Here is a 22,078-nt window from a genome sequence, read left to right on the forward strand (position 1 = left end):
GATTTAAGTCCAGGTAGTTATTGCTAAAGTTTGTACTTTTACAAGTTGATCGGGAAAGTATTGATAGATTATTTCTTACTAATTTACTAATTAAATTAGAATTTATAGTATTTTATTAGGACTTATTAGTTATTTATACTTATTGAATTTTCTTGAAGAATTATTGAGAAATTGCTGGCAATATTAGGTCAGGATCAATTTTAAGCTTCAAACTCACCCATCTGGATGAGGCAAAAATCATCTAAATGAATGGGTTACTTTTTGAGTAATTTTAGGAGATAATAAAAAGTATCGAGTTGAGATGAACTTTATGAACAATGTTGTACTTTGCGAAAACAACAAACTCGTTGCTCAGGTTGCTAAATTAAGCGGAATGAGTTCTATTGAAGCAGCAAAATCATTATCCGCACTTGAAAGATTTACTACTTCAGATTTTCGTAAAATTAGACGGGCAGATAAAGAAGGAAAAAACGAAGGGAATGTTAAAATTCTTAACAATTTTATGCACAAAATGCCCGCTTATGATGGTGATATTTATCGGGGTATGTCTTTTAGTGAAAAATCAATAAAATCTTTTATTAAACAATTAAAACCCCACGGAGATTATACTTTAGATTCAGTCACCAGTTTTACTTGCGATCCAAAGATTGCTGAGACTTATTCCGGTCATTGTTACCAAGTAGTGATTCGGGTAAAGCATAATCATTCGGGAGTGTCTATTAGTGATTTTTCTGCAATGTATAGTGAAAGCGAAGTTTTAGTTCCCAAAGGTACTAAATATGAGGTAACTAATGTGCCCAAGGAAGTTAAATTAGGGAAAGTAAATTATGTTGACCTAGAAGAAATTTCCATTGAAGGGAATAATTTTGAGCATAATTAACCTTTGACATCCTCCCCGGCCTAAAGGCAGGGGGATTCCTACCGAGCCGTAGCTCCTCGGCGGGTTGACGTTTTGCTGGCGCAAAGCTCCGCTAACACAGGCTGCTGCACCCACCCCTCTTGCTCCCCTCCCGGGAGGGGATGGGGGTAGGTTACGCTTGCCTCCGCGTCCGTTTTTTGTCTCGGACTGCCCGCCCGCAACCAATATATTGATTGCTGCATTTTCATCACGGTCGTGTTTTGTACCACAGTTGAGACATTCCCACTCCCTTACTGAAAGGTCTAACTTTCCACCCTTGAATCCACAACATGAACACTTTTGTGATGTTGGTTCCCACTTGCTAATTACTCTAAAATCACGACCGTATTTTTCAGTTTTTCCTTCTAACAGTGTCCTAAATTGTCTCCAACCTAAATCTGATATGGCTCTGGATAATTTACGGTCTCTTGGTGCGCGTTCCGCAAGCGAGCTGTCGTCGTCGCGGGGTCGCACCGCTTTTTCACCATACCAGAAACGTTTAAATCTTCTAAAACAACTGTTTGGTTTTCACGAATTATTTTAGTAGATAATTTATGCAGAAAATCTGTCAAGCGTATCTTTTAGTTTGGCATGTTTGCGTAGCATTCTGTAGGAAAATTTGGCAACTCTTACTCTCGCTTTCTCATACCTTCTAGACCCCTTAGTTTTATGAGATAATGACTTACTTAACTTTCGATGCTTCTTAATTCTTTTCTTAAGTGGCTTAGGAGCATCAACTTTTGTACCGTCACTAAATGTAGCAAAGGTTGAAATGCCTAAATCTATACCTACTGAATTATCAGTTTTAGGTAAAGTTTCTGGTTGTATTTCTACTACAAAACTCAAGAAATATCTATGAGCTGAATCTTTGATTACTGTTACTGATGATGGGGCAGCGGGTAACTCTCTTGACCAGACTATTTTCAGCTTTCCAATCTTAGCCAAATAAACTTTATGTTGACCAACTTTAAATCCTCCTTTTGTAAACCTAGCAGTTTGCTTTGACTTTCTACTTTTAAATTTAGGAGGTTTTATAGGTCTACCTTTCTGTTGACCTTTTGTCGATTTGAAAAAATTTTGATAAGCCTGGTTTTAATCATTTAAAGATTGCTGCAATGGTATAGCAGAAACTTCTGATAACCATTCTCTGTCTTCAGTCTTTTTCGATTGAGTGATAAACTGTTTTTGTAGTTGAGAATTTGTGGGTTTCTTTTCTCCCGATCTATATTTTTCTTGACAACAAGCTAGGCTATCATTCCAAACCACACGGACACAACCAAATAGCTTTGCTAATCGGTATTTTTGTCCCGGTGTTGGATAGATACGATACTTAAATCTAGCTTTCATAATTCCTATCTAAACTAAACAGCACGATAACATATTTATTAAAAAAAAACAACTAAAAAGTCGCCCGCTTATGGGCGAGGCGTTAAACCCAATTTTTTGGTAAAAGTTATTTTTTCTTACTGTCTAAACCCCATAAATAAATTTAGGATAAACATTACTAGCAACTTAGATTCATATATGGATTTTTAGTAGTCATATTAATCTGATTTTTATCTATGATTTTCTCATATAGTTGGGAAAATTACTGGATTCATATCAGTTCCTAAGATGAGTTCCTTACCTTAGCGAGCAAGATGCCCGCACTAGAAACATTTAATTGTTAATATCTGTACTTCATCTACTTGGAATCTGCTGTATCAATTACTCCAATAAAAGTTTAGAAGTGTATTGTTGCATCCATTGCTAATGCTAAAATATCGGATGAATAAGAGCGAATATCACAAGCAAAAAAAGCAAGAATCATTAATACTTTTTCCTCGATTATCATAGGAATAGCAAAGCCAGTTATAACTCCAAAAGCTTTAGCAATTTGATTTCTCAAAAAATATCCTTCCGATTCAACCGAGACATTTAGTATCCATTCCGGCTGTTTGTATAACCAAACTCGTCCAGGTAATCCTTCACCTTCAGATATGATAAAGTCTTGACTACAGAGGTGAAATTTTTCTAAATTATCTTGGTAATTACCCCCAACAATATGGTAATAAGGGCTAAGTTCTAATAAATTATTTTCCCGGTTAGGCAACCAAATTTCACCATAATGAAAATCCGTCAATTTGCATATTTTACTTAGAGTATCTTCCAGATGAGTTACAGGTATTTGCCTGATTGATTTCTCCATATTTTAAATTATCAATTAACCTCAATTAGCAACTAATTTCAGCATTTTTTCTGGCATAAAACCACCAATTAACAATTAAACAACTGAGGTAATAAACCGCAAAACCATACAGTGCATATTCAGGATGACCAGCTTTGATTTGACCACCAAAAACTTTAGGAATAATAAACGCACCATAAGCAGCAACCGCTGAAGTCCAGCCTAAAACTGGTCCGGCTTGATTTGGTTCAAAAATAATGGGAATCATCCGAAAAGTTGAACCATTACCTATACCAGTAGTAATGAAAAGAATGAGAAAAAGGATGAGAAATGGCATGAAATAAACTTCAGGAGTTTGAGAAACACTTGCTTGTTTAACATAATAAGCTACTCCCAAAGCTGAACCAATCATCACAATTGTATCCCAATGGGTAACATTTGCACCTCCTAGTTTGTCAGACAACCAACCACCTAAAGGTCGAATCAATGAACCTACTAAAGGACCTAACCAAGCATAAGCAAAAGGATTAATAGCATTGGGATTTACTGTACCATCTGGTAACTCTCCAAATACAATTCTAATTAATAAAGGAAAGGCTGCTGAATAACCAATAAATGAACCGAATGTCATGGTATATAACCAAGTCATAATCCAATTATGCTTATTCTTAAAAATCCGGTATTGGGGAGTGAGGGAAATTTGGAAAGGCTTTTGCACCATACCCATAATTACCACAGTCAAGGCAATTGTGATTGGTAAAACAATCCACATATTAATATTTACTACCAGAAGCATATATAACCCGATTGCTGCACTAACAAAAGCACAGAAAATTAGGGCAAGAGACTTTAATAAAGCTGTTAAAGTCTCTTTTATTGTTGAACCAACATCGGGACTAGCTGTTACTAAATTATTCATGTTAAACCAAGCATTAATCACTAGGATGACCAAAATAGGAACCCAAACCAGTCCACAGTTTTGTATCCAAACTAATGTTCCGGCAGTTTTATCTCCTATGTCTGTAGGTAAGGGAATTCCCTGTCCACTCAAGGTTCCGAATAATGGAATTGTCATTACAAAAGGTAATAAAACCTGCATGACGCTAACACCCACATTCCCCAAACCTGCATTTAAACCTAAAGCTGCTCCTTGATTTTTCTTGGGAAAGAAGAAGCTGATGTTAGACATGGAGGAAGCAAAATTTCCACCTCCAAAACCAGACAAGGCAGCTAAGATAATGAAAAGACTATAGGGAGTATTAGAGTTTTGTAGAGCTATCCCTGTACCTAATGACGGAATAATTAGTAATGTTGTGGTGATAACGATTACATTTCTTCCCCCGGATATAGCAACTAAGAAGGAATTTGGAATGCGTAAAGTTGCACCAGTAAGTCCAGCAACTGCACTCAAGTTGAAAAGTTGAGCTGTCTCAAATGGAAAACCTAAGTTCTTCATTTGTACGGTAATAATACTCCAATAGAGCCATATAGCAAAAGCACATAATAAACAAGGGATAGAAGACCAAAGATTACGATTTGCTATTTTCGATCCTTGTTGTTGCCAAAAATCTATATTTTCTGGATTCCAATTAGCTATTTTACTCATCAATAATTTACCAATAATTATGGTCTAATAGAATAGAAAGGAGATAGTAGGTTATGTTAAATAAGTCAGGTTATTTCTGTATGAAAACTCCGAACTGTGACTGCTTGTAAAACTTTAATATCTCTCAAGAGACTTATAACCATCAGTCTCAACTTTATTCAGCCCTTCCTACTTAGCTCCTAATTGATTATTAGTTTATTACCTTAAATTTCTTGGAAATGCAATGGCTTAAAAACATTTCTTTACTAAAACAAATATATGTTTAGAAATATATATAAATCTTATATAGCAATATGAAATCATTCGTGAGAAAAAATTGTAGGGGTTTGGTCTCTAAACCAAAGCGCCAAGGGATTTGGAGACCAAACCCTGCATTTAGAAAATCTGACAACATAAGCGCGGATTGCTATACCAATTACTGAATAATTAACAATTAAATAATTCATGTTTAAAGCTTCCCTTTTCAAGGGAAGAAACGGTAGTTTTGCTGGCGCATAATATCAAATCCGGTAGCATTGGTGTAATTTGTGGGGAGTTTGGGGAGTTTGGGGAAATAAGCTTCATATTTGGCAATAGCTGAAGATGGAACATTTTTTATACCGAACCCGAGCGGATTTGATATAACCCTCTTAATAGCTATCGCCGACATACAAAGGGGAAGTACTCTGTAAGAGCGAGCGTGTTATACTTTATTAACAAAAAAGATTCTAAGCATTTAGTTATTCGTGGTCAACTCTTCCTGCTGAATGCTTACTAAAGATTAGCTATAAATTATTGAACTGGCAAGAAAATAGTCATTATTTCTCCTTCTAAAGATTAGCTATAAATTATTGAACTGGTAAGAAAATAGTCATAATTTCCCCTTTTGTTGGTCGTTGTCGCACTACTAATTTTCCTCCCATTGCTTGAAAAAGATTTTTAGTCACCTTTAAATTTAAACTAAGATTACCTGTTTCTGGTTGAAACATTAATAAAGGACCGATAGATTTAAAGGGTGTTTTTGTGCAACTTGTAAAAGGTGAGTGACTTTTTCCACCCATATTAGAATCAGATTTAAGCTGTAATTTTAACTGACTTCCAGCTAACATTACTTCTACCTGAATAAGACTGCCAGGAGGTAAATTTCGCGAAAAGTTTTCAATCAAATTTCCTAATACTTGGTCAAGCATAACAGGGTCACTAACAACCGTTGGCATATTAGGAGGTAAAATAACTTTTAGAGTGTGATTTCTTTGAGTTGCCTTTTGTTGCCAATGAGGTATACTATTTTCAAATACTTGAGCTAGAGGAATAGTTGTTAATTGTAGGTATGAATGTTTTTCTTTTAAGAGTTGCTGAGTTTCTAATTCTGTCGCTCTAAAAATTAGATTAAAGCGGTTTATTTGGGAAGTACATTCAGCATCAATCATTTGTAAACGCTTTTTTATTACTTCTTGATTTAGATGAGGACGTTTTAATAATAGGCGAGTTAAAGTCTGAATTGTGGCTAAAGGAGTTTTGACTTCATGAGCGATCGCTTGTAACAATTCTACATCAGGAGATTTGAAATTTTCAATGGGAGATTTTAGCGATACAGTAATTTCCCGGTCTTTTAGACTTTGGTCATCAGTATTGAGTTCTAATATTTTATTTTTACTATCTACAGTTGGTAAATTATCTAATAATAAACGACTAAATTTCATAACTATTTTATAGTCTGGTTCGCGGGGTGTAAATTTATCAAAAACACCGTCTAAAATTGCTAAATTTTGAGAATATTGATCGATTATTTTTTGATGTTTATCGACATTTTGAGAATAAAAATGGGTAGGTAATACTATTCGTTGACGTAAGATAATCCATGCTCTTTCAACTACTTCTGGGTCAAAAGAAAATTGAAAAGCTGGTGTATTATTTATGCTTTTTCCTAAGACCATAACTAAACTAAACTCAGCAGTTAAAACCAAACAAAACTGCTCATTTGTTATTGGGTCTTTAGTTGATAAAGGTAGTATTGGTATAACAGTAGATAAGGAATTAATACTATCTGCTGCTGGTAATAGAGGCAAACTTTGTCTTCTAAAAATGGATAACCAGTCTGAATTTTCCTGTATTTTACTGGTAAAAACTGAAGTATAAAAATTATTAGTTAAAGCAGGATTTGTTAAGATAGGAGTAGGACTAGATAATACTAATCCACGATATGATTTGATATCAGAGAATAACGAATTAGGAGTAGATTTTTTTGAATTGTCGATAAAATCTCTCTCATTTAATGAATAAATAGTTTTTGTCATCTCTTGATTTTGAAAATCTTGAGAACCAGACTTTTTTGATGAATTTTCCAATAATTGATTAACAGTAGCGATCGCACTATACCATTCCTTTTGAGCCTTTGAATACAAATTTTGATTTCTCTGTCTCATAGAAGGAGGAGAATTTTCTTTTGCCAGTTCCATTGTTTTTTTAGGCAAATCATCACTTGACATTTCGAGGGCAAAAATGTCACTTACAGTTGGTAATATATAGTTATAGTTGTCCATTTTTTTCATAATATAAATAAATAATCTTAATTTATTAACTGTTGAAGAAGGAAGAAGGAAGAAGGAAGAAAAAATGGATGGGGATAGTCTTCGACAAGCCGCTCCGCGTCTACAACCTCCAACCAATTGTAAACACCCCCGTTGACGGTGGGGTATTAAACCCAAAATAAAAAGATAAATTTAAACTTCTACAGAAACTTTAACTAGCTTTGCTAAAAAAAATAGTAAAATAAAATGCAAAACTTTCAATATTTTTTTCTTGTCTTATATCTTAAATTTTGTGTATTAAGTTTTCCGCACAAGAAGAAAAAATTGGATCATATTTAATTAATGGGAAAATTGCTCCTCTTCCTTAGTTATAGTCTTTCCCAAGCTAATGAGGTACAGTTGTTTTTCTTTTTTATCGATCCCTACAGAACCAGAATTACTACTCCCTACTCCCTAATGCCTAAAACCAAGGAATTTTGTACCTCACTCTTTTTGCGAATTGCTATAGATTGAAGCATTCCCCGATTAGTTGTCCAAAAAATAAGTAAATCATTAATACTTAGGGTATCGGTATTTATCCGTTACTGATGTTGGTAGAACCGAACTAAATAACCGCAATCTCCGCTTATTATGAAAAAAGTCAATAATTTGATTGTTGAATTGATAGAAAACTTTAACTAATAGCAATTCAATTGAAAGATTTCACAAATAATTTTGCTTCTGACTATCTGAAATAATTATTTGAAATTACTATAATATTAAAGTTTTTAGCTGAATCGGCAGCAAATTGAATAAGTTCGATGCCCATTCAATTTGTCAACATCCCACCTTTTTTAACTTATCAAAACCTCTAATGCCTGTATTACTGACTGACGCAAAAAATATGTTATCCGACTTGCTCGCTAATTATAGTTCTCAAGTGGATTATTTGGCCATTCGCCTAGAAGAATCTCAAGGAACAGATATTCTCTTGCGAGGCAACAAAATAGAAACCTTAAGCGAAGGTCTTTCCATAGGTGGTCAAGTTCGAGCTTGTTACCGAGGAGGTTGGGGTTTTGCCAGCTTTAATCAACTCTCAACCTTGAAAAACAGAATAGAAGAGGCGATCGCTGTGGCCAAATTGATTGGAGAAGAAGAAACAATTCTAGCTCCCATCCCCATAATTCAAGCAACTCATGCAGTTCATCTCACAGGTACAGATCCACGCCATATATCTTTGGCCAACAAAAAAGAACTATGCGAACATTATGGCCAAATATTGCGGAGTGTTGATGGTCGAATTGCCACCGTATCTGTTCGTTATGGGGATAGTACCCAAAAAGTAATTCTCGCTACTTCCGAAGGCACTATGCTAGAAAAATCTTGGGTAGATATGGAAATACGTTTTGCTGCCACCGCCAGGGATGGGGAAACCGTACAAACAGGTAGGGAAACTACTGGTTCCCGCAAAGCTTATGAAGATTTAACTAATTTAGATAATTATGTTCGCAGTGCTGCGGAAAGAGCTGTAAATTCTCTAGCTTTACCAATTGTTCAAGGTAATACTTACACTGTAGTTATTGACCCAATTCTTACAGGTCTATTTGTTCATGAAGCTTTTGGTCATCTCTCGGAAGCAGATATGGTCTACGAAAATCCTGATTTATTGGAAGTAATGACAATTGGTCGGAGGTTTGGTCCAGAAAATTTACAAATATTTGATGGTGCTAAGGTGTCGCCCTTCCTAAATAATAATGTAGAAGAAGAAGTACATCGGGGTAGTTATATATATGATGATGAAGGTACTCCAGCAACTACTACCCAGTTGATTCAAGATGGCGTTTTGGTAGGACGTTTACACTCGCGGGAGACTGCGGGAAAATTGGGAGAAGCACCGACGGGTAATGCACGCTGTCTTGACTATCATTATCCACCTATAGTCAGGATGACTAATACTTGGATAGCACCAGGAAATACTCCTACTTCAGATTTATTTACTGATATTAAGGAGGGAGTTTATGCTCGCAACTGGTTGGGTGGAATGACTAATGGGGAAATGTTTACTTTCAGTGCTGGAGAAGCTTGGATGATTAGAAATGGTAAGTTAGCTGAACCCGTGCGGGATGTGACTCTTTCTGGAAATGTGTTTGAGACTTTGGCTGATATTGAGGCGATCGGCGATGATTTTTATTGGGATGAGTCAGGGGGTTGTGGTAAGGGTGGGCAAGATGGTTTACCTGTTGGTTGTGGCGGTCCGAGTTTGCGTATTAGGAATGTTGTTGTTGGTGGAGATGCTTCTGAAGTCTGAAGTCTGAAGGAAGAGGGAAGAAGGAAGAAGTCTGAAGTCTGAAGGAAGAAGGAAGAAGGAAGAAAGAGGGTGGGAAGTGTGGGGAGTGTGGGGAGTGTGGGGAGTGTGGGGAGATGGGGAGATGGAGAGGTGGGGATATCGAGAAAGATGTGGCAATGGCGCTCAGATGGAACATTTTTTTATACCGAACCCGAAAGGATTTGATATAACCCCTACTGAAATGACTCCTTTGCCAAAAACCCGTACCCCGTGCAAAGATACCATAAGGATTCTATAGCAATCGAAGCAAAGGGGGCGGACATATCAAATGCTTAAAATTCAGACAACGCCAGATTTTTCCTTCTGCTATATAAAAAACAAAAATATAGCAATCACCGAATCAGATGTGAGAATTGAGGTGTTCCTTTAAAGGAAGGAATATAGCAGTTATCTTATTGATATATTTTATTTTTTTCTTCTTCCCTGTTCCCTGTTCCCTGTTCCCTGTTCCCTGTTCCCTGTTCTCTAAAAGTATCCAATATCTCACAACTAAAATCATATTACTATACTAAGGATAAAAATCTCATGACATCTCCGCCTTTACTTCGACGAGAAATTGGTGTGTTCGGCGCTACCCTCATGGGTTTAGGTTCAATTGTGGGTACTGGAGTATTTGTCAGTATTGGTATTGCTGCTGGTATTTCGGGTCCATCGGTAATTATTGCGGTGGCAATAGGTGCTGTTGTTGCTATCTGCAATGGTTTTAATAGCGCCCAGTTAGCAGCAAATCATCCTGTGAGTGGTGGTACTTATGAATATGGTTATAAATATCTGAATCATTGGTTGGGTTTTATTGCGGGGTGGATGTTTCTGTTGGCGAAAAGTGCTTCTGCTGCAACTGCTGCTTTGGGTTTTGCTGGTTATTTGCTGAATGCTTTTGGTATCAATAATCAAACTTGGTTGGTGTTGACTGCTTTAACTGCTGTGGTTGTATTAACAATAGTTGTGTTAAGTGGAATTCGTCGTTCTAATTTTACTAATATTATTATTGTTTCGATTACGTTATTTTCTCTGGTTATGTTTATCTTGGTAGGGGTGCCTCAAGTAGTATGGTCTGCTGGGGAAAATTTAATGCCTTTTTTTCCTGGGGATAAACCTATAGCATCTTTACTTCAAGCTGCTGCTTTAATGTTTGTTGCTTATACTGGTTACGGTCGTATTGCAACTTTGGGGGAGGAGGTTAAGGAACCACGACGTACTATTCCGAGAGCGATCGCTTTAACTATGATAGTTACTTGTTTGTTATATATGTCGATCGCTGTGGTTACTGTGGTGGTTGGTCAGGAAGTTATTAATAAATTGTCTCAAGCAGATGTTAGTTTAGCTGCTCCTCTGGAAGTTATTGCTAGAGTGGGAGGTTTAGGTGTTCCTGTGATTCCGAAGTTAATTGCTATTGGTGCTGTGACGGCAATGTTGGGAGTGTTGTTAAATTTAATTTTGGGTTTGTCCAGGGTTTTGTTAGCAATGGGGCGTCGTCGAGATGTACCGAAAGTTATTGCTAGATTGAATAGTGAGCAAACCACGCCTTATATAGCTGTGATAGTGGTGGGAGTAGCGATCGCTTTTTTGGTTTTAATTGGTGATGTGAAAACTACTTGGTCTTTTAGTGCTTTTAATGTTCTGATTTATTATGCTATTACTAATTTTGCTGCTCTGAAACTTTCTTCGGAAGAAAGACTTTATCCTAAGTGGTTAGGTTGGTTAGGTTTAGCTGCTTGTTTGTTTTTAGCTTTTTGGGTAGAACAGCAAATTTGGTTAGTTGGTTTAGCGTTAATTCTTGTTGGTTTAATTTGGCATAGTTTAATTCATAGATTAATTAACGAATAACTTAAATTTTCCTCATTAACATCTACTTCCAAATTGATAATCTCTTGTCAATTATTAATTTCTTGAATCAATCCTATTTTCGTCTTTTTCTACTCGTTCATAACTCACCGAAAAATTGGGTAGTTACACCTCCTCGTTTTAAGAGGATAAAAAAAATAATATTCCGTAGTTCAATCCTAATACTTAAGCTAGAGGTACTGATAACTGATAACTGATAACTGATAACTGAAATTACCCTTGTCCTAAAATCTTGTAAAGCTGACAAAAAATCACTTACCTTTTTAATTTCTACTAAAACCTCTTGATTATCAGGAAAATCTACCTCCTCCAATAACTCAATAATTTTACCTTTTTTGATTCCTTTGACAAACATAAATTTACTCCATTTTTCTTAAAAATTGCTGATTAAATCTTGCTCGACAATAATAATTTAGGCTTCTATAGTTATTTTAAGTCTTCTTAGCTCTTTTTTTATTTCTTCTTTTGAAAATAATAAAAGCTTACAGAATTTGGAATCATAATTTCTCCTCCCTCCAGTTTTTGCGAATTGCTGCTCAAATAATCCAGCAGTACTTGTAATTGGGAAGGAGAAAAATATGTCGTATTAGCACCAACTATAAAATCTAGTAAATGTTTACCCAACTGAGAATCTTTCTGAAAACATTTTGTAATATTAACTGAAAACTCTATAATTTCTTGACTAAAAGGAATTTTTTGTTCGGAAAAGAATTGATATAAATCCTCGCTAAAAAATCTTGGTCTTTGATAAAGTCGCTGACTTATATAGTGGTAAGGTTCGTTTAATTTTGTTTTTACAGCTATGGCAATAATTGTCATTCCTTCTGCTCCCATAAGTTCGTAAACCTTATTAACAGAGGATTCAATTTTTGGAAAATAATAAAATGAATGAATTAATAAGATAATGTCAAAAGTTTGAAGCGGTTTAAATTCTTCTAAGCTCACAGGATGAATTTCAAACCCAAATTTATTTGGTGTAAATGTGCTAAGTTTCTGACACCATTCTTGTGTTATTAAACATTCTGCCTTCTTTGGATCTATTCCAACAAAATGAATAGATTTGTTCAACTCAAGCAGCTTTGTTAAAAAAGGTTTCTCCAAAAGTCCACTGCCACAACCTATACTCAAGATAGTGTAACTTTCTTGTGAAGACTTATATTTTTGTATCGACTGAACTGTAGCGTCAATAATCATCTCTTGTTCATTTTGTTGACTGCGATAAGCAATTAGTCCCTCCATATATTCTTGCTCATTAAGTTTAACAAGCTTGAGTTTTGGGTCTGAGATAAAGTTAGTGATCGCAGACTTTTGTGAACTATCTATCATCATTTTGTTTCTTTTTTTCCTCTGGCTTTGATTATTGATTAGATTCAAAATTTTTCATTAGTTCCCTTTTTTTTATTTCTTCTTCCTTCTGCTTTTGAAAATAATAAAAGCTTACAGAATTTGGAATCATAATTTCTCCACCCTCCAACTTTTGTGAATTGCTGCTCAAATAATCCAGCAATACTTGTAATTGCTCAGGAGAAAAATATGTCGTATTAGCACCAATTATAAAATCTAGTAAATGTTTACCTAACTGAGAATCTTTTTGAAAGCATTCTGTAATATTCACTGGAAACTCTATAATTTTTTGATTAAAAGAAATATTTTTTTCAGAAAGTACTTGATATAAATCTTCACTATAAAACCTTTGTCTTTGATAAAATCGCTGATTTATATAGTAGTAAGGTTCACTTATTTCTCTTTTTATACCTATTGCGATAATTGCTATCCCTTCTTCCCCAATAAGTTCGTAAACTTTCTCAACAGAGGATTTAATTTCTGAAAAATAGTAAAATGAATGAATTAATAGGATAATGTCAAAAGTTTGAAAATATTCAAATTTTTCTAAGGTCACGGGATGAATTTCAAACACAAATTTATCAAGTTTAAGTGTGCTAAGTTTCTGACACCATTCTTCTGTTTTTAGACATTCTACTTTGTTTGGATCTACTCCAACAAAATGAATAGATTTGTTTAGCTCAATCAGCTTTTTCAAAAAAGGTTGCTCAAAAAGTCCACTGCCACAACCTATACTAAGGATACTGTAGCTTTCTTGTAAAGACTTATGTTTTTCTATTGCCTGAAATGTAGTTTCAAGCATCATCTCTTGTTCATTATGCTGACTGCGATAAACAGTTAGTCCCTCCATATATTCTTGTTCATTAAGTTTTACGAGGTTGAGTTTTGGGTCTGAGATTAAGTCAGCGATCACCGATTTTTGTGAACTATTCATAATAAAATTTTTCTGGTTTTTATTAATTATTAATATTTACAAATTTTCCTTAGTTTTATTAAATAACTATTCGGGAATAGCGTGTTCTTTTTCGTACACATAATTATATTTTTGCTCAATTTTTTGCCAATCAATTCTGGTATCTGATAAAACTTCTTCAGAAAACATATTTAATACTTTACCAGATAAACCTTTTTCCAGACATTTTTTCATCATCAAGCGACTTTCATAAATTTCACCAATACATTCAAAAGGAGTATGAGTTGATAAACCTATCATTGCTTTAAAAGTCGGCATTAAATCTTCATCATCAAATAAATTTGCCTGAAAAACCTCATCAACAATATCCTGTTCACAAAAAGTAATTAATCCTAACCAAACATAAGCACATTTAGGGCATTTTTTACACCAAGGTTTTTTAATATTACAGGAATGAATTTTCGGAATAACTTCAGGATATTTACTCAAGTTTTGAAAAATACGAAGGTCGTAAATAGGTTGTAGGATACTAAAATATTTAAAGTTATATAAAAGATTATCCCGAATAAATTGGTCTAAAAGTTGTTCTGCTTCTAGACCTTTTCCCCATTGATGGTTAACTTCTCTGCCTATTTCTTCCCAAAACACATTTCCCGTATTAGCACTTTTTTCGTGAGCCAAACATAAGTAATTGTATCTTTTATCTAGCATTAAAAATAATGATTCAAAGACAGATACTGGAGTTTCTGGAGCGGTAATTCCTGAATTTTCTGGGAAATATAATTGGAAAAAAGGAAAATCAACAAAATCATCAAAAATAGAGATTTTATGACTTTTAACTGGATTCACTTCTGCCACTACTCCAGTAATTAAATTATGTTGTAAATCTGCTTTTCCATAAATACTATGAGAATATTGCATGGAGGCAAAAGGAATATTTGTTTCTTCTAACATTTTCATGGCGACAATACTATCTTTGCCACCGCCACAACCTGTCAGAATAGTATGATTATCTCCTAATATTGATACAGGATTAGTCGCTCCTAAATCTTGTTTATAAATAAATTCTGGTTGCTGATAATCTGTGACATTATTTTCATACCAATGCTGACCAAATACTCCTTGATAAATTTTGACAAAAAGTTCTAAAACTGATTTTTATAAATGTGCAGCTATTCTAGAAATATCATAATATTTCGGAAATAACGAACATAATTTCATCCCTTCAAATAAAGCAATATAACTTGCTATTTTTTCGATAAGTTCTTGAGAGTATTTTTGTTGTAGGGAAGAGAAAGATACATCGTGATCAAAAACTTTTGTCGAGAATTGAAATTGATCGGCACTATAGATAATATTTAGATGGTGTTCGTGAACTGTAAAATCATCTATTTTAATCACTTCTATTCTCACGGAATTTATCTCCTAAATATTGCGAACTTTGTCAATGATAAGGAAATCAACTACCTGGTCAAATTTATATTGATTACTTTCCGCATCAAAACATTCTTGTAATATGGGTCTAAAAAAACTTAGGACATCTAAGGTATTATCATAAATACATTTTTTTAAATATATTTCTAGTATCTTTTTACTTTCAAAATTTATCCTGTGGGTAAATTCAAATCTAATATTTTCATAATTTATTCTTAATCTATCTAAAATTTTTTTGTGTTCTTCAGATGTTAGAAAATCTGTAGTTTTTTTTAGTTCTGGATAATGGCTCAGATAAAAACTATATAAATTGTTGTAAGAAGATTTTTCAGCAAGTTGATAAATTAAAAACTTACCACGATCGCCTAAGAAATCTAAACAATAAAGATAGACATCTGTCATTCTATTTGGATTGACAGTGCAAAGATAATGAATCGCCCATATAATATCGTAACTATTAGTTTTTTCAACTAATTGGTGAAGATTTTCTGTGGCAGATAAGTAAGTTTTATTTGTACTCAAATATTGACAACTATCAAATTGTTTTTTTGCCTCCTGTAAACAGTACTCTGAAATGTCGAGTAAGTCTGCTAATAAATGAATATCGCCATCAAGTTTCTCGTCTAACAAACTAGGAAACTTAGCAGTACCACACCCTACATCTAGAAGCTTGAGTTGATTTTTTGCAAATCCTTTAAATAGATTATTAAATGAATATTCTTCAATTAATTTTTCGTAATCTATTTGAGCTACCTGAAACCATGAATCTATGTCTAGTTTATTTTTTTTACAGTAAGACTTTGAAGGATTTAAATTACGAGTTATTAAGCTCATATTAGTTGACATTTTGGTAGCGGTCATTTCAGTTATCAGTTATCAGTACCTCTGGCTTTAGTCGGAGGCTTGAAATACTGAACTGAATATTCTCTTGGTCCATTGGATATGGTTAGGTAACCCATCCATCCCTCGACCGCTTTTCATCCCCTAAAAAGGAGAGGATTTGTACCTCTTTAATTACTTATATTTTCATTATTTACCAACCCCATGTACCTGGTTCACCTTTAAATGGTCCAACAATATCAGAAGTAATCCATCCTCCGTAAAGATTACCAGCTTGAGGCTTTACTAACTCATTGTTCACATAACAAGCATCCATTAAATTAGCATAGAAACTATAATATCCTTCTATGGCAAGAAAACTAGGGGTTGGCTCCAAATATTGCCAGACTGGATGATTTACATATTTATCACCTACTGAAACATCGTAATAAGAAGCGTAACCTTTCCACTCACAAAAACTTTTCCTGGAGTTAGGAATTAAGTACTCTATTTTAACATCTTCAGGCGGGATGTAATAACAAGGAGGATGACTAGTTTCTAATAATCTTTTTGCTTTATTTGTTTCTGCCAAAACTACATTATTAAAAATCACTCGAATAGATTTATCTGTATCTTCTAAACGAGGTGGACGTGGATAATCCCAAACTGATTCTTGACCTGGTTTAGGTGGAATTGGATTAGGTTTCATTGTAAATAATCTCCTAGTTTTAATATACCTATATATCTTGCTATTTTAAAAGCAGAATATTAGAAATTATTATATACCTAAAGCTAGTATAAAAATATAGTAAAATTGTATATTTTTTAGGTTTACTTATCTATAATTTTACTTTAGTTTGAGTTAGTATTACCTGATTAAGCTATCAGCAATTATTAATGAATAATTACTTCTAAGATTTAGTCTGGGGACTTTGGCAGTAAACTTTTATTATTTCTCAATTTCAAAGCTTACCTTTACCTTCCTCAAAATTAATAGCTGATAGCTGATAGCTGACATATTTACCGAATAATTAAGTTTTCAAGCCTCTCTTTTCAAAGAGAAAAAAGAGAAAGCGGTCAAGGGATGGATGGGTTTCCTAACCAGATTCAATCGAACAAAAGAAAATAAAAAAGTAAGCATTCATCAGTCAGCCATCAGCTATCAATTTTATAGAATTAGAAGTATGAGTATAAAGAAAAGCAAAAGCCCATTACTTAACCTTAGCAGTAACGGCGAGCCACATCTACATTTTCCTCCATAGAGTTGAAAATTTAGTAGAAGTTAAATGAGTATTTGCTTCATTTATTTTTATTGTTGATAGCTGACAGCTAATAGCTGAATGCTTACATCAAAAATTTTCCTTAAGCTTAAATACTCTTCTTTTCAAGGATAGATAATTAATAATTATTAATTATTAAACACCTACTACTTTTCTGATTCTTGACACCAATTAGACAAATCTTCTAAACTACTAAAATTATCAATTGCTCTTCCTAAATTTTCTAACTTTTCTAGAGATAACTGTTGAATATTCTCTATAATTATGGCAGGAATTTCTGCTGAAAATTTTCTCTCCAGTTGTTCTAATATTAGTCTTTGCATTGACAACTTACCCGTTTCTAACCCTTGCTCTATTCCTTGTTGTCGTCCTTGTTTTCGTCCCTCTTCTCGTCCTTCCTGTCGAGCTAGCATAATTTGACCCGCACGGTCTTCTAAAAATATTTCCCGTTTGCGTACTTCCTCTAATTCTTTTCTTGATAGATTTGCCATGTTAGCAATATTTAAAGCTTTTTCTATCTCCTTTATTTCTGCTAAATTTGTGGGAATTACTTCTAAACTTGGAGCTGATTTCACAAAATAAATCCATTGATCTGCGATAGTTTCTAACTCTTCTAATTTTTTCGGAAACTTTGGTAATTCAACAAATATCATTGCTACTTCTTCATCTGTATACTCAAATGATTTCTCTTTCTCCTTAAACACAAAATAATTAATATATCGATCTGTTTTCTCAAACATTTTAAAATCTGTAATTGTTAAAGCAATTACTGGTTTTAATCTTCGATATCCCTCTCCAGTATCTAATTGATTCCCATAAGTTTTACATAGATTATAAATTACTCGTTTTTCAAATGCTGGAACATTTAAAACTAGCATTTCAATTATCACATTCGAGCCATCATTTAACAGAGCTTTTACATCTAGATAAGTATCTTTTAAACTAATGGTATCTCCAGGATGATAGGGGTCGATTATTTCTAAATCTTGAATTATTGATTTACCAGAATAGATTAAAGCATTCAAAAAACTAATTAAGATATCTTTACTCTCGGTGGAGCCAAATATTTTTTTAAAAGCAAAGTCTGTTTTTGGGCTAATAAATCTCATGGTTTTACTATGTTGATTAACTCAAGTTAAAAGTGATTTTATGGTCATCGAACTAATTACATCTTAATACTTCTACCCCTGAACTATTCTAAAACCAATGTGTTGATAAAAGTTCGGACGTAAACAATTAGGATAATATTTCAATATTAAGTATCGAATTATTTCCTAGACTTTTTCTCAAAACTTATCTAAGAATCAAACAAAAGTTTCACCATCAGGATATTCATTAATATTGGTGTATAAAAGGGTAACTTCCTCATCAGTTTTAATATGTTTTTGGGATATTAAATGTTACCAGACACCTACTTCATCCTCAATCCATTCAACATAAGAATTAGGGTCTTCTGCATGATTACAAAGAGAAGCTAAAACCAAGACAAAATATCCTTTTATTTTCTTAGTTGTAGCATATTCTAATGGCTGTACAAAATAATAATCTAAGACTTTCGTCTGATTCAGAATCTGCAGTTGTTCAGATGGCAAGACTATGGCAGGAGCAACTTCAATTAATGTTCCTTTGGGAATATCCTGTACAGCAAAAATACCCCGCCCTTTATCTGGTGTTTTTTTAACTTTAATCATTGATTATTTCTCATCTACAAATTTTCAAACCTATAAGAAATATTTACCGAATAATTAAGGTTTAAAGCCTCTCCTTTAAAGGAGAAAGGAGAAACAAGAAAAATTTTCATGATTAGTCAATCCTCTTCTTTTCAAGGAGAGGTAATTATTAATGATTAATTATTCATTATTCATTATTAATTGTTGAATTAGCTTACCTTAAGTAATAGAAGGTTTTCGCCAGGAATTTTTCATCCATAAATAAGCATCTTCTGCTTGTTTTTGTTTCTCTGGAGTAAAGTTTTTGATCATAAAATTAGGACCTAGCAATTTAGGATCTGGTGCAACTCCTGCAGGAATAGTTTGATTGTTGCTCAGAATATCTTGGGTAGTTTTCACATATAAATCAAATTCGGTAACATATAAATATCCTTTTAAGTCCCAAATTGAATTAAAGCAAAACGGATCTACAATTCTTTCTGTTCTAATAATTGAACCTGTATCTACCCCTTCATCAACATAATGTATAGTCACCCCTGCTGCTTGTCTAAACTGATTAATATTTTTGTTAATTGCCATATTCTCAATAGCGTACATTCCACGAGCATAAGGTAGAACAGCTGTATGACTATTAAAAACTTGATATTTAGTTATTTCTAGCCACCAAGGTTTTAGTATTTGAGTAGCACAAACAAAAATGTATACTGATGAATTTTCAGCGACTTCCATTAACCAATTCTTGGCATATTTTCCATTCAAATTATTTCCAAGAAAAATGGTTTGAGAATGCTCAGTAGTAGAATACTGAGATACTCCATATCGCTCAATCATCGCTTTTTCAGTCTTATCTAAATCAGCATACAAATCAATTAATAACTTGTACATTTCATCAGTCAAATGTTTTTGACCAAAGTATTTTTGATGAAAATTTTTTCTCTCTGTAATTACTTTGTTTGATTGAACCTCCTCTTTAACTAATATCCCTTGAAATTCTGGCATTTTTTCAAAAGCTTCAATCCATTTAGATACCAGATAAGAACAAATAATACTTGAGTCAGTTAATAGGTAGAATTTTTTCTGAGTCATAACTTATGTGAATCTATAATTATGTCGATTTTTACCAAGACCAGAGGAATGTTTTATTCAAGAATATTGAGAGCTTATTTACCTATTTATTACCGAATAATTAAGGTTTAAAGCCTCTCCTTTAAAGGATAAAAACGGTCGTTAGCCGAGCTTCTTTTGTTCATATAAATTATTTCATTTACTGGTATTCAATTCGTAGCCCACTAAGGATTATTTTGTTTTGGATACCTACTCTATTTATTTCTTATAATCTTGGAGTAATAAAAATTTTACTGTTATACTGGTTTATTCCCTATCTATTTATATTTCCAGTAATTTTGTATTGGAATATTATTGTTAACCACTATCATACAGAAACAGGAACTAGAACAGTTATAAATCCTATAAGTAACTGGATTACTCACAATAACGGATATCATTACATCCATCATCTCTTTCCTAATATTCCTTGGTATAAACTTCCAAAAGTACACCAAGAACTTTACCCTGAAGGAGCTGAAGTGACTAATAATTTTTTTGACTCATTTAAGCAGTTGCAATCTAAATCACATGAATCAGCTTGAATGCCATATTTAAAGTAGAGCAGGGGAGTAATTTTTTTGCCCCTCTGCCCAAAATCTTAACTTTACCAGGATTTAATTTTTTATTTATACACCTTCTTAGGGCTTATTTATCTACTCTGAACTATCCCTGAACTATTCTAAAACCAGCGTGTTGATAAAAGTTCGGACGAAACCAATTACGATAATATTTCAAAGCTTCTGTTCCATTAGTTATCCAACATCCCCCTAACATCATATTATGTTGACTATCAAAAAATGGAGCTGAACAATCTTGATATAGTTGATGAGTTTTATATCCCGAAAGAGGGTTTAAATTATCAGTTAACCATTCCCAAACATTACCCCGCAAATCATATAATCCTGATTCATTTTTGGCAGTTTCTAATAAACCAACGGGAGAAGGAGAACCAAATTTAAAATTCAGATTATAATTCTCTGCTTCTGCTTCTTTACCATTTCTATAAGTTGCTAAATTATATTCAGCTTCAGTCATTAACCGAGTATTTTCACCTTTCCAACAACAATAAGCCATTGCTTCATAATGATTAACTTCTACAGGCCAATCTAAAGGTAATTCTATTTCATCAAACATGGCTCGATATCTATATTTATAGTTACCATTTTCAGGTATCCAAAATTTAGGATTTTTGATGTTATTTTGAGTTTTCCAATGCCAACTTTCTTGAGTCCAATAATCTTGATTTTCGTAACAACTAGACTTAACAAATTCTAGAAATTCTGAATTAGTAATTAAATATTTACTAGCAACAAAAGACGATACTTCTACTTGGCGATCGCCATATTCTATATCCCAACCAAAAGTAGGATAATCTGCGGGTTTACCTATTTTTACTACACCACCAGGAACTTCTATCATTTCATTATTAATTTGCCTAGCATTAGTAGGAGCATATTCCCAGTTACTAGGACGTTTTAGTTTTTCTACAGGTAGTTGCCGAAACAACATAGATGAAGTTTCGATATGGATGCGTTGATGTTCGATACCCATCATTAATCCCCACAGAGGATGATTTTGATGGATGGGAAGATTTAAAGGAGTTTTCTCAATTAGGTCTAATATGATTTGATAGACTTTTTCTCTATACTGCCAAACATCTTCAAGTTTAGGCCAGTTGATGTGGGCGATCGCTTGGTCTAACTCTTCTGGTATTTCTGGATCTACTCCTAGCTCAAATAATATTTCGTAGTTAGGGTTGAGGCGTTTTTCTAATAATTCCACACGAATTAATTTATTGATGTAGAAAACCGCTGAATGTCCGAGATAAAAAATTAAAGGATTTCTCAAAGGGTCGGGATTGGAATAAAATGTTTCTTCACCGACTAGACTGTTCATCAAAATATCTTCAAGTTGCCAAGCATTATTAAAGTAATCAAGGATATCTTGGCGTAGTTTATTGTTAGTATTACTATTATCAAGTTTTGGTGGAGTAGTAGATTTTATCTGGTTCATAGTGTTATTAACGGGAAAATAATTTTAATTGTTTACTTTTGCAAGGTGTTTAAGATTTAGGATTCAGTTTTTTTGTGAATAAGTAATAAAGAAAGTAAAGGAAAACAACATTAAGTAGTAGCTTTCCACAAGGATTAGTAGGCACT

General features: G+C 33.6%; 24 protein-coding genes. 6 read left to right on the plus strand and 18 right to left on the minus strand.

All coding sequences use genetic code 11. The features are described 5' to 3' along the window. Nucleotides 1-310: 310 nt before the first annotated feature. Nucleotides 311-880 (plus strand): ADP-ribosyltransferase, encoded by a 570-nt coding sequence (locus D5R40_RS10285; RefSeq protein WP_161564375.1) that lies wholly within the window; start codon nucleotides 311-313, stop codon nucleotides 878-880. Here the strand turns inward: D5R40_RS10285 and D5R40_RS41925 are convergent. The 7 genes from D5R40_RS41925 to D5R40_RS10305 all read right to left on the minus strand — a co-directional run bounded on the left by D5R40_RS41925 (nucleotide 836) and on the right by D5R40_RS10305 (nucleotide 7,193). Beyond that, nucleotides 836-1,372, minus strand: a complete 537-nt coding sequence (locus D5R40_RS41925) for an RNA-guided endonuclease InsQ/TnpB family protein (protein WP_205127631.1) — start codon at nucleotides 1,370-1,372, stop codon at nucleotides 836-838. The genes D5R40_RS10285 and D5R40_RS41925 overlap by 45 nt on opposite strands. After that, nucleotides 1,291-1,470 carry a transposase gene (locus D5R40_RS42520; protein WP_287274869.1) on the minus strand — a complete coding sequence of 60 codons (180 nt, stop codon included), beginning with the start codon at nucleotides 1,468-1,470 and terminating at the stop codon, nucleotides 1,291-1,293. Before D5R40_RS42520 ends, D5R40_RS41925 begins: the two co-directional genes overlap by 82 nt. Then, nucleotides 1,451-1,933, minus strand: coding sequence for an RNA-guided endonuclease InsQ/TnpB family protein (locus D5R40_RS41930; RefSeq protein WP_338043136.1), 483 nt, complete (start codon nucleotides 1,931-1,933; stop codon nucleotides 1,451-1,453). The genes D5R40_RS42520 and D5R40_RS41930 overlap by 20 nt, the downstream gene beginning before the upstream one ends. A 57-nt stretch (nucleotides 1,934-1,990) precedes the next feature. Continuing rightward, the gene (locus D5R40_RS41935; RefSeq protein ID WP_339379522.1) at nucleotides 1,991-2,245 is read right to left on the minus strand and encodes a helix-turn-helix domain-containing protein; all 255 of its coding nucleotides are present in this window, start codon (nucleotides 2,243-2,245) and stop codon (nucleotides 1,991-1,993) included. A gap of 376 nt (nucleotides 2,246-2,621) precedes the next feature. Next, the gene (locus tag D5R40_RS10295) at nucleotides 2,622-3,086 is read right to left on the minus strand and encodes a GAF domain-containing protein (protein ID WP_124143766.1); all 465 of its coding nucleotides are present in this window, start codon (nucleotides 3,084-3,086) and stop codon (nucleotides 2,622-2,624) included. Between the two features lie 25 nt (nucleotides 3,087-3,111). Further along, nucleotides 3,112-4,671, minus strand: coding sequence for an MFS transporter (locus D5R40_RS10300; RefSeq protein ID WP_124143765.1), 1,560 nt, complete (start codon nucleotides 4,669-4,671; stop codon nucleotides 3,112-3,114). A gap of 827 nt (nucleotides 4,672-5,498) precedes the next feature. After that, nucleotides 5,499-7,193, minus strand: coding sequence for a sensor histidine kinase (locus tag D5R40_RS10305; RefSeq protein ID WP_124143764.1), 1,695 nt, complete (start codon nucleotides 7,191-7,193; stop codon nucleotides 5,499-5,501). Between the two features lie 41 nt (nucleotides 7,194-7,234). Here D5R40_RS10305 and D5R40_RS40915 point away from each other — a divergent pair, with 41 nt between their 5' ends. From D5R40_RS40915 to D5R40_RS10320, 4 genes are all read left to right on the plus strand, one after another. Continuing rightward, entirely contained in the window at nucleotides 7,235-7,363 is a 129-nt protein-coding gene (locus D5R40_RS40915; RefSeq protein ID WP_275670304.1) for a hypothetical protein, read from the plus strand. Nucleotides 7,364-8,034: 671 nt separating this feature from the next. Beyond that, complete coding sequence (locus D5R40_RS10310; protein WP_124154597.1) at nucleotides 8,035-9,468, plus strand: TldD/PmbA family protein; 1,434 nt, start codon at nucleotides 8,035-8,037, stop codon at nucleotides 9,466-9,468. Between the two features lie 76 nt (nucleotides 9,469-9,544). After that, nucleotides 9,545-9,745: a hypothetical protein gene (locus D5R40_RS10315; RefSeq protein ID WP_124154598.1), complete on the plus strand. Its 201-nt coding sequence runs from the start codon at nucleotides 9,545-9,547 to the stop codon at nucleotides 9,743-9,745. A 287-nt stretch (nucleotides 9,746-10,032) separates the two neighbouring features. Then, nucleotides 10,033-11,334, plus strand: a complete 1,302-nt coding sequence (locus D5R40_RS10320) for an APC family permease (protein WP_124154599.1) — start codon at nucleotides 10,033-10,035, stop codon at nucleotides 11,332-11,334. Between the two features lie 97 nt (nucleotides 11,335-11,431). On the opposite strand, the gene D5R40_RS10325 is transcribed toward D5R40_RS10320, so the two are convergent. The 10 genes from D5R40_RS10325 to D5R40_RS10365 all read right to left on the minus strand — a co-directional run bounded on the left by D5R40_RS10325 (nucleotide 11,432) and on the right by D5R40_RS10365 (nucleotide 19,898). After that, complete coding sequence (locus D5R40_RS10325; protein WP_124154600.1) at nucleotides 11,432-11,707, minus strand: hypothetical protein; 276 nt, start codon at nucleotides 11,705-11,707, stop codon at nucleotides 11,432-11,434. A gap of 98 nt (nucleotides 11,708-11,805) precedes the next feature. Further along, a complete protein-coding gene (locus D5R40_RS10330) occupies nucleotides 11,806-12,726 on the minus strand; it encodes a class I SAM-dependent methyltransferase (protein WP_124154601.1) in 921 nt (306 codons plus the stop codon). Continuing rightward, nucleotides 12,710-13,546 carry a class I SAM-dependent methyltransferase gene (locus D5R40_RS10335; protein ID WP_161564970.1) on the minus strand — a complete coding sequence of 279 codons (837 nt, stop codon included), beginning with the start codon at nucleotides 13,544-13,546 and terminating at the stop codon, nucleotides 12,710-12,712. The genes D5R40_RS10330 and D5R40_RS10335 overlap by 17 nt, the downstream gene beginning before the upstream one ends. Before the next feature lie 150 nt (nucleotides 13,547-13,696). Continuing rightward, nucleotides 13,697-14,569, minus strand: coding sequence for a MurL C-terminal domain-containing protein (locus D5R40_RS10340; protein WP_205127632.1), 873 nt, complete (start codon nucleotides 14,567-14,569; stop codon nucleotides 13,697-13,699). A 198-nt stretch (nucleotides 14,570-14,767) separates the two neighbouring features. Continuing rightward, nucleotides 14,768-15,022 (minus strand): hypothetical protein, encoded by a 255-nt coding sequence (locus D5R40_RS37680; protein ID WP_205127633.1) that lies wholly within the window; start codon nucleotides 15,020-15,022, stop codon nucleotides 14,768-14,770. Between the two features lie 12 nt (nucleotides 15,023-15,034). After that, nucleotides 15,035-15,904, minus strand: a complete 870-nt coding sequence (locus D5R40_RS10345) for a class I SAM-dependent methyltransferase (protein WP_124154603.1) — start codon at nucleotides 15,902-15,904, stop codon at nucleotides 15,035-15,037. Between the two features lie 172 nt (nucleotides 15,905-16,076). Beyond that, nucleotides 16,077-16,571 (minus strand): DUF427 domain-containing protein, encoded by a 495-nt coding sequence (locus tag D5R40_RS10350; protein WP_124154604.1) that lies wholly within the window; start codon nucleotides 16,569-16,571, stop codon nucleotides 16,077-16,079. A 717-nt stretch (nucleotides 16,572-17,288) separates the two neighbouring features. Further along, complete coding sequence (locus D5R40_RS10355; protein WP_124154605.1) at nucleotides 17,289-18,251, minus strand: Rpn family recombination-promoting nuclease/putative transposase; 963 nt, start codon at nucleotides 18,249-18,251, stop codon at nucleotides 17,289-17,291. A gap of 291 nt (nucleotides 18,252-18,542) precedes the next feature. Next, nucleotides 18,543-18,833 (minus strand): SET domain-containing protein-lysine N-methyltransferase, encoded by a 291-nt coding sequence (locus tag D5R40_RS10360; protein WP_240041573.1) that lies wholly within the window; start codon nucleotides 18,831-18,833, stop codon nucleotides 18,543-18,545. Nucleotides 18,834-19,031: 198 nt separating this feature from the next. Then, complete coding sequence (locus D5R40_RS10365) at nucleotides 19,032-19,898, minus strand: formyltransferase family protein (protein WP_124154606.1); 867 nt, start codon at nucleotides 19,896-19,898, stop codon at nucleotides 19,032-19,034. A 212-nt stretch (nucleotides 19,899-20,110) separates the two neighbouring features. Between D5R40_RS10365 and D5R40_RS42525 the strand changes: the two genes are divergently transcribed. Next, entirely contained in the window at nucleotides 20,111-20,461 is a 351-nt protein-coding gene (locus D5R40_RS42525) for a fatty acid desaturase (protein WP_511035258.1), read from the plus strand. Between the two features lie 121 nt (nucleotides 20,462-20,582). Here the strand turns inward: D5R40_RS42525 and ovoA are convergent, their stop codons facing one another. Next, nucleotides 20,583-21,932: a 5-histidylcysteine sulfoxide synthase gene (ovoA, locus tag D5R40_RS10375; protein WP_124154607.1), complete on the minus strand. Its 1,350-nt coding sequence runs from the start codon at nucleotides 21,930-21,932 to the stop codon at nucleotides 20,583-20,585. Nucleotides 21,933-22,078 lie beyond the last annotated feature (146 nt).

This window comes from Okeania hirsuta (assembly GCF_003838195.1).
GTDB lineage: Bacteria > Cyanobacteriota > Cyanobacteriia > Cyanobacteriales > Microcoleaceae > Okeania > Okeania hirsuta.

Coding starts and splice junctions, on each gene's coding strand:
- D5R40_RS10285 (WP_161564375.1), top strand. CDS start 311: ATGAACAATGTTGTACTTTGCGAAAACAACAAACTCGTTGCTCAGGTT.
- D5R40_RS41935 (WP_339379522.1), bottom strand. CDS start 2,245: ATGAAAGCTAGATTTAAGTATCGTATCTATCCAACACCGGGACAAAAA.
- D5R40_RS10295 (WP_124143766.1), bottom strand. CDS start 3,086: ATGGAGAAATCAATCAGGCAAATACCTGTAACTCATCTGGAAGATACT.
- D5R40_RS10300 (WP_124143765.1), bottom strand. CDS start 4,671: ATGAGTAAAATAGCTAATTGGAATCCAGAAAATATAGATTTTTGGCAA.
- D5R40_RS10305 (WP_124143764.1), bottom strand. CDS start 7,193: ATGGACAACTATAACTATATATTACCAACTGTAAGTGACATTTTTGCC.
- D5R40_RS10310 (WP_124154597.1), top strand. CDS start 8,035: ATGCCTGTATTACTGACTGACGCAAAAAATATGTTATCCGACTTGCTC.
- D5R40_RS10320 (WP_124154599.1), top strand. CDS start 10,033: ATGACATCTCCGCCTTTACTTCGACGAGAAATTGGTGTGTTCGGCGCT.
- D5R40_RS10325 (WP_124154600.1), bottom strand. CDS start 11,707: ATGTTTGTCAAAGGAATCAAAAAAGGTAAAATTATTGAGTTATTGGAG.
- D5R40_RS10335 (WP_161564970.1), bottom strand. CDS start 13,546: ATGGAGGGACTAACTGTTTATCGCAGTCAGCATAATGAACAAGAGATG.
- D5R40_RS10340 (WP_205127632.1), bottom strand. CDS start 14,569: ATGAAAATGTTAGAAGAAACAAATATTCCTTTTGCCTCCATGCAATAT.
- D5R40_RS10345 (WP_124154603.1), bottom strand. CDS start 15,904: ATGACCGCTACCAAAATGTCAACTAATATGAGCTTAATAACTCGTAAT.
- D5R40_RS10350 (WP_124154604.1), bottom strand. CDS start 16,571: ATGAAACCTAATCCAATTCCACCTAAACCAGGTCAAGAATCAGTTTGG.
- D5R40_RS10355 (WP_124154605.1), bottom strand. CDS start 18,251: ATGAGATTTATTAGCCCAAAAACAGACTTTGCTTTTAAAAAAATATTT.
- D5R40_RS10360 (WP_240041573.1), bottom strand. CDS start 18,833: ATGATTAAAGTTAAAAAAACACCAGATAAAGGGCGGGGTATTTTTGCT.
- D5R40_RS10365 (WP_124154606.1), bottom strand. CDS start 19,898: ATGACTCAGAAAAAATTCTACCTATTAACTGACTCAAGTATTATTTGT.
- ovoA (WP_124154607.1), bottom strand. CDS start 21,932: ATGAACCAGATAAAATCTACTACTCCACCAAAACTTGATAATAGTAAT.